Annotated in this window: 11 protein-coding genes and 1 pseudogene; 9 read left to right on the forward strand and 3 right to left on the reverse strand. The window is 34.7% G+C overall.

Annotated features, from left to right (window positions below):
- The 3 genes and pseudogenes from RSTT_RS02525 to RSTT_RS02535 all read left to right on the forward strand — a co-directional run bounded on the left by RSTT_RS02525 (position 1) and on the right by RSTT_RS02535 (position 4066).
- The gene (locus RSTT_RS02525) at positions 1–750 is read left to right on the forward strand and encodes a hypothetical protein (protein ID WP_149030020.1); all 750 of its coding nucleotides are present in this window, start codon (positions 1–3) and stop codon (positions 748–750) included.
- Between the two features lie 727 nt (positions 751–1477).
- Positions 1478–3035 (forward strand): annotated as a pseudogene (locus RSTT_RS06940) (AMP-binding protein).
- Between the two features lie 29 nt (positions 3036–3064).
- The gene (locus RSTT_RS02535; RefSeq protein ID WP_015423353.1) at positions 3065–4066 is read left to right on the forward strand and encodes a phosphotransacetylase; all 1002 of its coding nucleotides are present in this window, start codon (positions 3065–3067) and stop codon (positions 4064–4066) included.
- Positions 4067–4388: 322 nt separating this feature from the next.
- Here the strand turns inward: RSTT_RS02535 and RSTT_RS02540 are convergent, their stop codons facing one another.
- The 3 genes from RSTT_RS02540 to RSTT_RS02550 all read right to left on the reverse strand — a co-directional run bounded on the left by RSTT_RS02540 (position 4389) and on the right by RSTT_RS02550 (position 7698).
- Positions 4389–5213: an MBL fold metallo-hydrolase gene (locus RSTT_RS02540; RefSeq protein WP_015423354.1), complete on the reverse strand. Its 825-nt coding sequence runs from the start codon at positions 5211–5213 to the stop codon at positions 4389–4391.
- A complete protein-coding gene (locus tag RSTT_RS02545) occupies positions 5210–6259 on the reverse strand; it encodes a M42 family metallopeptidase (RefSeq protein ID WP_015423355.1) in 1050 nt (349 codons plus the stop codon). Before RSTT_RS02545 ends, RSTT_RS02540 begins: the two co-directional genes overlap by 4 nt.
- A gap of 197 nt (positions 6260–6456) precedes the next feature.
- Complete coding sequence (locus tag RSTT_RS02550) at positions 6457–7698, reverse strand: M48 family metallopeptidase (protein ID WP_096525560.1); 1242 nt, start codon at positions 7696–7698, stop codon at positions 6457–6459.
- Positions 7699–7876: 178 nt separating this feature from the next.
- Between RSTT_RS02550 and tmk the strand changes: the two genes are divergently transcribed.
- The 6 genes from tmk (at position 7877) to RSTT_RS02580 (ending at position 13622) form a co-directional block, all read left to right on the forward strand.
- Positions 7877–8512, forward strand: coding sequence for a dTMP kinase (tmk, locus tag RSTT_RS02555; protein ID WP_015423357.1), 636 nt, complete (start codon positions 7877–7879; stop codon positions 8510–8512).
- Positions 8513–9472, forward strand: a complete 960-nt coding sequence (holB, locus tag RSTT_RS02560) for a DNA polymerase III subunit delta' (RefSeq protein WP_096525561.1) — start codon at positions 8513–8515, stop codon at positions 9470–9472.
- A 43-nt stretch (positions 9473–9515) separates the two neighbouring features.
- Entirely contained in the window at positions 9516–10322 is an 807-nt protein-coding gene (locus RSTT_RS02565) for a PSP1 domain-containing protein (protein WP_015423359.1), read from the forward strand.
- On the forward strand, positions 10323–11861 hold the full coding sequence (locus RSTT_RS02570) for a class I tRNA ligase family protein (protein ID WP_096525562.1): 1539 nt from the start codon (positions 10323–10325) through the stop codon (positions 11859–11861).
- A gap of 331 nt (positions 11862–12192) precedes the next feature.
- A complete protein-coding gene (locus tag RSTT_RS02575) occupies positions 12193–13023 on the forward strand; it encodes a hypothetical protein (RefSeq protein ID WP_096525563.1) in 831 nt (276 codons plus the stop codon).
- A 245-nt stretch (positions 13024–13268) separates the two neighbouring features.
- Positions 13269–13622, forward strand: coding sequence for a hypothetical protein (locus RSTT_RS02580; protein ID WP_096525564.1), 354 nt, complete (start codon positions 13269–13271; stop codon positions 13620–13622).
- The last annotated feature ends 126 nt before the right edge of the window (positions 13623–13748 follow it).

Consider the following 13748-nt stretch of genomic DNA (forward strand, 5'->3'; position numbering starts at 1 on the left):
GTGAAAATGTTAAAATATATAATATTTTTACTTGTAATTGTTTTTTTCTTTAACGACTGTAGCGTAAGTTATCCAAAAAATTATATTGTGCGGAGTTTAGAAAAACTTGTAAAAAAAGAATGTAACCAAGATTCAAAAGCATATCTTGTCGGTAGGACTTTGTATCTTGATATGGAGTTTGACGAAATTACGTCTGCAGATGATAAAACGGCTTTACAGGCAATACGTAAAATGAACCTTGCGATATTTACCGCGGGAAGGATTGTTTTAAGTAGTGATTCGGACATAAAATATATAGTTGTAACGACTTATGATTCCTATAAAAATCTTGCTTTCAGAATAGCCCATAATATCGATGATATAAAAAATTATTTTTATATGCGTATATCGCATTCTAATTTTAACTCTAGAAAGCTTTTAGAAATAGAAGGACCGCTGACTGCCGCAAATATGATAGAGGATAGACACTGTATAGCAGATCAGGAATATATAGGAAGGCTTATTGTCTCGCAGATAAATATGCTCTCTGCAGCGGATGTAGTTTTAGTGCAAATGCCGCGTCTTCAATATGTTGCTGTAGAAAATGAAACTCTGATTTTTTCGGTTTCTGATATTGTTGACAGCAAAAATATTTATTTAGTTAAAAATATTCTGCTTGAAAAAACTAAAGATTATTCAAAAAAATACAATATATATTTTAAAGGTATAAAAGTTGTTGCATTTGGTGGCGAAGCTCTATTGATAGAGTGATTGTCTTCAAAGTTTATGCCATATTTTATACCGTATGAGGGAAAATGTCAGAAATATTGAAACAGATAGGAATACGAATAAAAGTAATCAGAGGAATATAAAATTTATCGGCGGAAGAATTTGCAAAAAGCATTAATTTAGAGACTGCGGGATATTTAAAATATGAGACAGGCAAGGCTGATATTCCTATAAGCGTGCTTTCTCTGCTATTTCAGTCAAGTACAATATTGGAATAACGGCGCTTCTTACGGGTGACGGAATGCTGTGATAAAGAAAGACAAAGGATTGGTAGAAGAAAAGAATACAAATACGCAGGATTTATGCATAAGAAAACTGAAGTTTTCTTAGTTACGGTGGTAGATCCTTAAAAAAATAAGTCATAACACGCACACTCACATTTGGGGCAAGAATTTAATTATATTTTGGAAGGAACTCTTAAACTTTATTTTTGACTGGAAAGAATATATTTTAGAATCTGGCGATTCAGTCTATTTTGATTCAAAATACAATCATGAAATTTTTGCAGTTAATGGCAAACCTGTAAAGTTTGTAGCCGTAGTTCTTTAGTAGTGTCGTAGTAGGTTGACGGCAGAAACTTGCAGAGTGTGTCGTTGACGAAAGAGACCATGATGGCAACAAATTTAGTCTCTGCTCAACTACGAGTTTGTGAATTTTGTCGTTCCGTATAAAGCAGTTGTTAAAAAATTATTAAAAAGGGGAAATAATGCTGGCGGATAGATATGTAAAAATCGATTATAAGTCGTATGAAGATTTTATAGAAAACTGTAAAATAAACGTTCCCGAAAATTTTAATTTTGCTTTTGATGTGGTTGATGAAACTGCATATATTTCGCCTGATAAAAAAGCAATGGTGTGGTGTAATCCTGAAGGAGAAGAAAAAGTATTTACTTCCAATGATATCAGAAGAGAAAGCAACCGTGTTGCAAACTTTTTAAATCTCTTGGGTTAAAGAAAGGTGATGCTTATGTTAAAAAGGCGTTATGAATATTGGCATTGTGCGGTTATAAGTTGGGTGCTTTGAGATGAGCTCTGCAACACATCTTTTAACTGTAAAAGACGTAAAATATAGGGTAAAAACTGCTAGTATAAATGATTATTGCAGTGGCAGACGAAAGAATTGCTGATGTCATTGACGAGGCAAAAAAATTGAAAACTGTGATTTCTGTAAGCGGATATACGAAAGACTGGGTTGAATATTATAAAGAAATTAAAAAATTTTCTGCCATCTTTGAAAGACCGTCCGGTAACGAAGCAACTAAAGTAAACGATAGTTCTTTATTATATTTTACTTCAGGCACTACTCCTTTGGGTCATATTATTACCGCTAGGTTCTGGCAGAATTTAAATGATGAAAGCTTGCATCTTACGGTAGCCGCCGATAAGCTGCATGGGGAAAGATATACGGATAGTGGTTGTGCGAAGCCTGCATTTTTACTTATGCTTATGAAAGGTTTAGCCCTAACGATTTAATAGAAAAAATATCAAAATACGGAGTTACTTTGTTTTGTGCTCCACCTACGGTTTACAGACGTATAATAAAAAGAGATTTTTTCAAGTTGAAATATGTCGAAACTGCAGGCGAACCGTTAAATCCCGAAGTTTTTTATCAATTTTAAAAAATGACGGGACTTGAGTAAAAGAGGGCTTTGGTCAGATCGAAACAGTTGTTTTTGCAGTAACTTTCCCATGGAGGCAGGTAAAACATGGTTCTCCGAGAAAACCGTCCGCCGGATGCTGTGTTGTGATATTGTCGACGGCGAAGATAATTCCTGCGATCCACAGGACAAGAGGGGTGGCTTATAATAAGAACAGACAAACATAGACCGGCGGGTTTGTTTTCAGGATATTACAGAGATGAAGCGCTGACAAGAAGTTTTTGGAACAACGTCGTATATGATACCGTGGGGAGATGTGGTGTACATGGATGAAGACGGTTATCTTTGGCTTGTCGGACGTTCTGACGACGTTGTAAAAAGCTCAGAATACAGAATCGGACCTTTTGAAGTTGAAAGTGCTTAATGGATCACCCATGTGTGCTTGAATGCGTGGAGTGCCGGGGGTATAAGGAAAGAGGTGCCGTGATAAAAATACTTGCGAAAGGATATAAAGCGTCTCCTGAACTTATAACAGAACTTCAAAATCACGTTAAAAAAGTAACGGCTCCTTATAAATATCCCATAATTATTGAATTTGTAAAAGAAATTTCTAAAACAATAAGTGGGAATATAAAGAGAATAGAAATAAGGGAAAGCGATAAAAAATAGTTAGTTTGTTATCTTGAGGAGAATGAGCAATGAACATAAGAGAGCGCATTTTGGAATTGGCCAAAAAAACAAAAAGTAAAATAATTCTACCTGAGAGTTTTGATATAAGAATTTTAAAAGCCGCGCAAATTCTTACAAAAGATGGCATAGCTTCGGTTATTCTGCTTGCTGAAGATATAAAAGAAGTTGAAAAGATTGCTTCAGCGGTAGGGGTAGATTTAAACGCTGTTGAAATAATTAAAATAGATATAAATCTTCTTAATAAAAAGAAAGTTGAAGAATTTGTTGATGCGAGAATGAAAAAGGGTATGACTTTGCAGGATGCCTCAGATCTTTTAAAAAAACCTTTATACTTTTCAATGATGTATTTAAAAAGCGGAAAATGCGATGCGTGCGTCGCCGGTGCTGTTTATGATACATCAGATGTTTTAAGAGCTAGTATTCAAGTAGCAGGCTTTACCGAATGCACAAAACTGGTTTCTTCGTATTTTCTTATGATACCGCCGGATGGGCATAATATTGCAAAAGAACCCGTATTATTTGCAGATTGTGGCGTAAATCCAGATCCACAGGTTTTGGGTTTAAAAGATATTGCGGTTGCAACGGTAGAGAATTTTAAAAAGCTTTTCCCGGGAAGACAGGTAAATGTCGCAATGCTTTCGTTTTCAACGAAAGGAAGCGCAAATAGCAAAGTCTTATCAAAAGTAATAGAAGCGACAGAACTTGTCAAAAGTCATTTTGCAGGATACAGCGACATAAATGTTGACGGTGAATTTCAATTTGATGCCGCTGTTGTGCAAAGTGTCGGAAAGAAAAAAGCTTCTGGCTCTTCTGTTGCCGGCAATGCAAATATTTTAATTTTCCCAGACTTAAATGCCGGAAATATCGGTTATAAAATTGCGGAAAGATACGGTGGATTTCAAGCTCTCGGTCCTATAATTCAGGGACTTGCGCTGCCAATAAGCGATTTAAGCAGAGGTTCCAGCGTTGATGATATCTGTCTCATCTGCGCAATTATGCTTTTGAAGTAAGTCATGCGGAATTATTGATAATAATCTCTCTTTAGTCGTTCGGTCGTTCGTATGCCTGCGCAGTTAATTTTCGATAAACAGACGGTTTTTCTCTTAGTTATTATCTAAAAAGTTTAAAATTCTTGTACTATTTTATTGTGTGTTAGATTTGACTTCTCCGATCAAAATCTGTTCTTGTCTTTAAAAAATTAAATTCTTTGAGAACTGCGGGTTCAATGAAAAATAATTTACGGCCTAAAAATTCGAAAGAAAGAATTGTTCCATATATCTAAAGATAATAAACGAGAAATTCTTTTTCTCAATATAAAAAATTTGTTCGGCATCATCTGATTCTTATTACCGGACATCTATGTTTTCTTCTGGCGGTAAAAAGCTTTATATCTGAAATTCCTTTACTTATAAGTATCTCTTTTGTTGTTTTCAGAGCAATCTCAGGCGTGTTATGATGACTGCTTATATGTGCAAGAAAAACATATTTTAAACTATCTCTGCCCGCGGAAAGCATTTTGATTTCAGCAATGGCACTGGCAGCGTCTTCGTTTGCCAGATGTCCCCAGTCGCTCAACACCCATTTCTTATTGTCGTAAGATCTGAAACTTGAATCCAACATCATTCTATTGTAATTTGATTCCAATACCAAAATGTTGCTGTCAATTAAATTTCTTATAATCTTTCTGCAGATTCTGCCGGTATCTGTTACATAACCTATTTTATACTTTCTTGCATTTATTTCAGATGAAAAAGTAAATCCAAACGTACGAGAAACATTTTCATCCTTGTGGTAAACCTCAAAAGATTCGACGAAAATATCTTTAATTTTAAAATTTTCGTACAAAGGTATGCTAGCGCACTCTTCAATTTTCTGACCGTATTTTCTGAATGCATCTTCAAAAGCATCTTCATGGAGATAAACAGGGATGTTGTTTTTATGCAGAAAACCAAGCCCCGATGTGCTTATATGATCTCTATGCGCATGCGTTATGAGTGCTGCCGTTAAATTTTGGGGAACAATGCCTAAAGCGCCGAGGTTTTCGATTATATATTTAGCGCTGCATCCGCAGTCAATTAGGGCGGTCGCTTTTTCAGTCCAAATTACTGAACAATTGCCGCTTGATCCGCTTGCAAGAATACAAAAATTCAAACTCAAAGTTTTCCCGCTGCTTTTTCTATTGTTTTAACTGCCAAATCAACCGCAGAATTTACATCTTTAATATTGAAAACAGATGTCGGAGCGTGAATGTATCTTGTGGGAATGCTTAAGATTCCAGTAAGGATTCCTTCTCTGTTTGTGTATATTACAGCGCCGTCTGTCATACCGACGTCAATTATGTCTATTTGATGTGGAATGTTGTTTTCATGCGCGGCTTCAAGCATAAGTTTGCGCACTTTTTGAGGAACAATAGTTCCTCTACCGGAAGCTTCTATCATTGTTATGGCAACGCCTTTCCCTAGTTTTAATGCAGAAACTTTTTCCTCAATTCCCGGCATATCGCCCGCTACTGTAGTGTCTATAATAAGTGCAAAATCGGGATTTACTTTAAAAGATGAGGTTTTACCGCCTTTTAGACCGACTTCTTCTTGCACTGTGGCGCATGCATAAATTTCGGCATTCAAATCTCTTAATTTTGCCAGCATTTCCATAACTTTTACCATAGTGTAACAGCTTATTCTGTTATCTGCAGCTTTCCCGTAATAAAAATTGCCGTTTAAAATACCTGCGACGGGTTCAAAAATTATCTGATCGCCGATATCTGCGACTTTCAATACTTCGTTCCTTGAAGATAATCCGATATCTATAAACATACTGTCATGCTTAAGTGGCTGCTTTACATCTTCGGAAGTCATTAAATGCGGCGGCTTTGTGCCTATTATTCCGGTTATATGCTCACCTTTTTTATTTATAATTTCCACTGTTTTACCGGGGAGAATAGAATCGTTTATTCCGCCGATTTTGATAAAGTATATAAATCCTTTTTCATTAATGTGTTTTACGGTCATTCCTATTTCATCCATATGCGCAGCAATCATTATTTTCTTTTTTCCTCTGCCTGATTTTCCGATGACATTTCCGAAATTGTCGATTTCAACACTCTCGCACGACTTAGAAAGAGCGGCAGTCATAATTTTTGCGACATTTTCTTCATAACCCGAAATTCCGTCAGATATTAATAGATCTTTAAGTAGTTTTTCCATTTTATTTCTCCGTCGTGTAGTCTTTTAACTTAGCATATCGACAAAGTTAAAAGTCAGTACGATATTAAAGTTTACTTCTATCCCATCAGTCTGCGTATTATATTTTGCTGAAATTCTGTAATTGAATTTTGAATAATCTATGTTCTCGGAAACTCTGTATCTGCATAGTGTTTATCCGCAGTCGTTCATAGATATCGTTATCCCAATTTGATTCTGTTTATTGCTTTAATTCTTTCCAGAACAGGCGGATGCGAATATTCCAAAAATACTTTAAATTTGTGCGGATATAAATTTGACATATTATCAACTGAGAGTTTTTTTAAGGCATTTATCATGGCTTGCGGTTTTCTGTAGGTTGTTATCGAGTAAAGATCGGCTTCATACTCATGCTTACGCGAAAAATAATTTAATATCGGCGAAATTATTAGAGAAACAGGTGCATAGAGAAATGAAAAAAATATTATTCCGGCATATATATCCTGCGTCCGCATAAAGAAAGCGTCGTAAAGCCATGCCTTATCTATAAGAAGCGAAAAAATAAACAGCATTATTCCGCTTAAAGCGGATGAAAAAATTATATGTTTTACTATATGTCCGAGTTTAAAGTGCCCCATTTCGTGAGCTAAAATGCTTGTCAGTCCATCAACGGTATGCTTCTGTATAAGAGTGTCAAACAAAACTATCCTGCGGAATTTCCCAAATCCCGTGAAAAATGCATTTGATTTTGTCGAACGTTTTGAACCGTCCATTTTGAACAGACCTTTCATCTTGAAATTTTCTTTTTTTGCATATTCTTCAATGGAATTTTTGAGTTCGCCGTCCTCCAAAGAAGTGTATTTGTTAAACAGCGGCATTATGGTTACGGGTGCAATAAAAGTTATAAAAAGTTCAAATATGACAATAGCAGCAAAAGCGTACAGCCACGCGTATCTATAGACGTTTGCAAAGAGCCATAGTATTGCAGCAAAAATAACGGCTCCGATTATGGCGGTTATAATCCACGATTTTAGTAAATCTGAAATAAAAGTTTTCACATTCATTTTGTTAAACCCAAAATTTTCTTCTATTATAAATACGGAATAAACCGAGAAAGGTATTTTTAGAATTTCAAAGGCAGAAAAAACTATGCCGGCAAAAACAAGACCTGTTAAAATAGTTCCGAAACTGAAAGATACGGCTATCGTATTCACATAATTAAATCCCTTTAAGACTATAAAAATAATCTGCGCAGCTAAGAAGAAAGTAGATGAAATTACGGATAGTTTTGTATTTGCTTTAAGATATTCCTGCGCTTTTGAATATTTTTCTCTGTCAAAATATCCGTCGAATTCGGGAGGAATATTATTTGAAATGTTTTTAACGTTGAGCAAGTTTGCTACTGTTTCAACAAGATATACGGCAATAATAAAAAAAAGTATTATAAGAGTGTAAATATTCATTTTCGTTCCTTTATTTGATTTAAGTGCATTATATATTATTTTTATACTGTCAAGATTATATTATGATATAATAAACTTGTTTATTATTGTATAAATTGTGCGGTGTGTGCGCTCTGCCAAAAAATATTTGCAGATAGAGAGAATGAATATGAATATTTTATTGAGTAAACGTTAAAAAATGAAAAAAAATCTTTTTATTACTTTTGAAGGCGGAGAAGGTTCCGGCAAAACAACACACTCTTTGCTTTTGAAAAAATATCTTGAAAAAAGAGGTTATGAAGTGTTGCTTACAAGAGAACCGGGCGGTACTATTTTGGCGGAAGCCGTAAGACGCATTCTTTTAAATCCAGATTCAAATATTGTTCCGTTGAGCGAACTTTTTCTCTATGAAGCCGCGCGGGCTCAACATGTTGAAGAATTTGTTTTTCCTGCTTTAAATGCCGGAAAAGCTGTAATTTGCGACAGATTTACCGATGCTACTGTTGCATATCAGGGATATGGCAGGAAATTGAACTTGCAGCTTATAGACAGTCTCAACTCGACTACATCTTTTGGATTAACGCCGGTTTTGACGATATATCTTGATATATTGCCGTCTGAAGGTTTAAGTAGGGCAAAAAGGGCAAAAAAATTAAACAGAAAAATTTACAGCGACAAAATTGAAAGAGAATCCTTGCAGTTCCATGAGAGTGTAAGAGAAGGATATCTCAGTCAGGCAGAAAAATATCCCGAAAGAATAAAAGTCGTTAAGACACAGGAGACAGTTGAAAAAACAGAAGTTTGTATAAGAGAAATTATAGATTTGGTATTGTAAATGTTTGAAAGTATATTAGGTCAGAAAAAAATAAAGAAAATAATTTCAAATCAGGTAAAAAGCGGTAAAATTGCGCATGCTTATATCTTTGTGGGGCAGGATGGGGTGGGAAAACGTCTTACAGCCGTTGAATTTGCTAAAATTTTAAACTGCAATGTGGACGATTTTATTAAAACAGATGCCGGCACTTGCGGAAAATGTATATCTTGCAAAAAGATAGAAAAAAATATTCATCCCGATTTACATTTTATAGATTTTGCCAGACAAGCTGAACTTGAAGAAGAATGTTTAGAAAAACAAAGGACGTTAAAAATTGAAACAATAAGATATATGCAGAAAGAAGTTGCTACGAAAATACACGAGGGGAAATGGAAAATTTTCATTATAGAGCCTGCTGAAAGGATGAATGCTGCCGCGGCAAATTCTCTGCTTAAAACGCTTGAAGAACCGCCTGAAAATACAATTATAATTTTAATTGCAAAACATAAAGAAACAATACCTCAGACAATACTTTCACGGGTGCAGACGCTGTTTTTTCAGCCTTTAGGGCAGAATGAGATTTCAAGCTGGCTTATGTTGAACTGTTCAGTGGATGCCGCAAAAGCCCGAGATATAGCGGAATTGAGCGAAGGATCTTTAGAAAATGCCAACAAACTCGTTGGCAAAAATGAAAAAGAGGAATTTTCTTTATGGCTCAAATTTAAAACTCGAAATTTTTATATTTCAGATATTTTGGAATTGTCAAAAAATATTGCCGCTGCCGGCGCTTTAGAATGCGTTGACGCAATGATAGCGGAAGCAAAAAAAGATTTCAGAATGTATCCCCAAAGGACCGCGCCGGCGCTTGACCTGTTAAGCGCTTCAAGAGTTTTACTTCTTAAAAACGTAAATGCCATGACGGTTTTGGATAACTTATTTTTTGATTTGTCAGATTTAAAAAAAATGTCGGGACTTTTATAGAACAGAGCATTCATTTATGATTTATTATTAAGGATATATAATTATGCCAATGGTTATAGGAGTAGCGCTTAGAAAAACTAAAGATAAAATTTATGCTGACGTGGGATATTTTGATTTAAAACTGAATGACAAAATTATACTTGAAACCGAGCACGGAGTTGAAGTTGGAACAGTATGCGAAAAAGAAAAAGTTATGCAGGAAAGCAAGGATCCGATAGGGAAAGTTTTAAGGGAAATTACTGAAGAAGATAAAAAAAGGCTTACTGAAAATGAAAGAAAAAATTTAAGAGCGTGGAACATAGTATTGCAAAAAGTAGTCAAATACAAGCTTGATATGAAATTAATATGCGTTCAGTATATTTTTGACCGGTCAAAGCTGTTTGTGTATTATATTTCGGGAACAAGAGTTGATTTCAGAGAGCTTGTCAAAGAGTTGGGGCGTATTTTAAGAACAAGAATACAGATGGTTCAAATAGGCGTAAGAGACGAATCAAAAATGGTCGGCGGAATAGGAATATGCGGACACGTTTTATGCTGCCAGACTTTTTTAAAAGATTTTAGTTCTGTAACCATAGATATGGCTAAAGAACAAGATTTGTTGCTAAATACTGCAAAACTTTCAGGGCTTTGCGGCAGACTTATGTGCTGTATTTCTTATGAAAACGACATATATAGAGCTGTAAAGAAAGAATTGCCTGAAATAGGAAAAACAGTTTTAACTCCTGAAGGCAGAGCAAAAATTACGGCGATTGATTGCATAAGAGAAAACGTGACCGTTGATTTCGGCGATAAGTCGTTTAAAGTTTTTAGTATAAAACAAATCAATGAAAGTAGTAGAAAAGGAAAGTAAATGAAATTTTATATTACGACGCCGATATATTATGCAAACGATATTCCTCATATAGGACATTCTTATACGACTATAGCTTCTGATATTATGGCCAGATGGAAAAGATTAAAGGGTTTTGACGTTTTTTTTCTCACCGGAACAGACGAACACGGCGCAAAAATTGTTGCAGCTGCAAAGAAAAAAGGGGAAATACCGCAAAAACTTTGCGATAAGATGAGTGCAAAATTCAAAGAAGCATGGGAACTTTTGAACATTTCATATACGGACTTTATACGCACTACGGAACGGAAACACTTTGTTTCTGTTGAAAAGATATTGAGTATTCTGTTTGATAAAGGTTTTATATTTAAAAAGAAATATGAAGAGCTTTACTGTATAGGCTGCGAAAGATTTTACGCTCAAAAAGATTTGGACGAAAACGGATGTTGTCCTTTCCATAAAACAAAGCCTGTACTGCAATCTGAAGAAAATTATTTTTTCAGACTGTCGTCTTTTCAAAATGCCCTTATTGATAGAATAGTGGACGCAAATCATAGAGAACATATAGAAATACAGCCTGAAGAAAGAAGAAACGAAATTATAGGGAAACTAAAACTCGGACTTGAAGATGTAAGTTTTTCAAGAAGCGCCGTTGAATGGGGCATACCGCTTCCTTTTGACGGAGGGCAAACCGCATACGTTTGGGTTGACGCTCTGATAAATTACATAACCGGAGTGGGTTATCAAGAAAATGAAACAAAATTTCAAAAATACTGGCCTGCGGACATACATCTAATGGCTAAAGACATTTTGTGGTTTCATTCTGTAATCTGGCCTGCAATTTTAATGGGTGCTGGACTTCCGCTTCCTAAAAAATTGTATTCTCACGGATTCTTTACCTTGAACGGAAATAAAATGTCAAAGTCTTTAGGCAATGTTGTATCTCCGCGTGAACTTGTTGACAAATACGGCGTTGACGCCGCGCGATACCTTGCGGCAACCATTATTCCTTTTGGTCCTGACGGCGATATTTCGTGGCAGAGACTGACATTAAAATATAACACTGATTTGGCAAATAATTTGGGTAACTTAATTTCAAGAACACTGAAAATGGCTGAAAAGTATTTTAATCTTTATGTGCCGCAAACCATTCCTGATTTAGAGCTTGTAAGAAAAGTAGTTACGGTTCTTAAAAAAAAATTTGCTTTGAATATGGACAATATGCAGTTTCATAAAGCCGCTGAAACACTGCAAAGCGCTATAACGCTTGTAAACAGACAGATTGAAATAGATGCTCCGTGGAAACTTGCAAAAACAGATACTGATAAACTTGCATCCTGTATTTATGCTTATTTACAGTCGGCAGATATCATAATAATGCATTTGCTGCCGTTTATGCCGACAATGGCTGAAAAAATATGGCAGATAACAGGGGCGGGGTGTGATATAAACTTGACCGCAAAAAAATATTTTAAAGATGCTGTAATTCCCGAAAATGGTTTTTCGATTCCAAATGCAAAGCTACAGTCTCCGGGTATTCTGTTCCCACGCATTGCCTAAAATTAAAATAAGATACTCATTAATTAATTAATGCTTCAGCACAAAATAGTCCGACTTGGATGTTAAAAGTTTTTTTATTATATAGAGCGGAGTCACTAAAAGCGGATAATAGTCAAATCATAAAAAGAGAATGATGAAAACTGAAAAAATTGAAATACAAGAATATCTAATGATTTTTTCATATATCGAAAAGTTTCCAAATCGCTTGTAGGTTTTGTGGGATGCAAAAAAATTACAGCTGATTTAAAAGAAATACAACAAAGCGAGCAGATAAAAAAAATATTCTGAGACAATAAAAAACATTATTATTACAAATTATAGGCAGTTTATTTTGTTACAGGAAGGAAAGATAAAAGCGCAGGCGTCATTATTAAAAAATAATTTGGAAATAAGTGAAGCTCCAAACAGCAAGCAAAATTTAATAAATCTTTTTATGGATTTTTTAAGTTGCGATTACCCGCATATAAAGACAAAAAAAGAATTAGTAAATGCTTTAGCTAAACAAAGTTTTTATTATTCTGGTGAGTTGAAAAGATATATGTCCAATGCTGGTAACGAAAGTGAAAATTTCTATCGTAAATTCAATGAGCTGTTTAAAGATTTCCAAGTCTCAATGCAGTATCGCTATGATATTGCAGATTTTTGCGGTGTCTATGCTCAAAGTTTAGTGTATGGTTTACTGCTTACAAGGTTAACGAAATCCACTGAATTTGATGAAACAAAATTGGACTATTTGTCTGAGATGCCTTACGAATACAGATTGTTATATGAATTTTTAAATACGGGCTGTGGTGAATCGAAGTATTTACCTGGTATTGTAGTAGTAGCATTAAAAAATATAGCAAAAAACATAAATTTGATTAATATAGCAGAAATAAACCATGAGTTTGAGAAAGAAGGCAAGGGAGAAAGCGGAATAGCCGTTTATCTGTATGAGGATTTTTTAAAAGAATACGATAAATTAAAAAGAACGGGAGAGCGCAAAGAGAGCGGAGTGTATTTAATAAAAACAAAATTCAATAAATCCTACGGTTGCTTAGATAAAGATGTAAAAGTACTGGATTTTGCCTGCGGCACGGGAACGTTTATAAACAGTGTATATGAGTTAATGTTATGTAAAAGTCAAAGTCCGCTCGAAAGACAATCAGTTAAAAAAAGATAATAAAGAATATATACGGATTTGAACTGCTTTTCACACCTTATATACTGTCTCATATAATTTTGACTAAATACTTAAAAGACAACGGCATAGAAATAACGCAAGAGGAAAGATTGCCCATATATCTAACTAACGTATTTTAGTGGAAAAAGTAGAGCAGAAAAAGGTAAATTGATACGCTTTTAGATGATTATAAAAAAGGACTTAACGATAAGAGAATAAGTTTAAGCGATTTATATATAAAGTTTATGAGATTTGCCCAGTGGAAAATAGTAGAGCACGGTTGGGGAGTGGTGGGAATAATAACTAATAACAGTTGGTTAAATGGAATAACGCACAGACAAATGCGCAAGTCTTTGATGGAAACGTTTGACGAGATTTATATATTGAATTTGCACGGAAACACAAGAAAAGGTGAAAATGACAAAAATATTTCGGTACTCGCAGACAATATTGTTACGGGAAACGAAAAATTAAATCTCTTGGAAACAAAAACTCTATCTTCTTTAAAATGGAAAAAACTTAATCCTCAAGAAACAGGAAATTATTTTTTTATCCCTCATGATTTGAAAGAAGAAAATATATATAATAGTTTTTTTTAAATAATAAATATTTTGTATAATTATAACAGCGGGGTTGGAATGGGAAATTATAAAATTGTAATACATTATCGTGAAAAAGATTTGCTTGATTTAAAGAAAAATTTTTCTATTTTAAACGACGAAAAC

Source organism: Candidatus Endomicrobiellum trichonymphae (assembly GCF_002355835.1).
In the GTDB taxonomy this organism is placed as follows: domain Bacteria; phylum Elusimicrobiota; class Endomicrobiia; order Endomicrobiales; family Endomicrobiaceae; genus Endomicrobiellum; species Endomicrobiellum trichonymphae.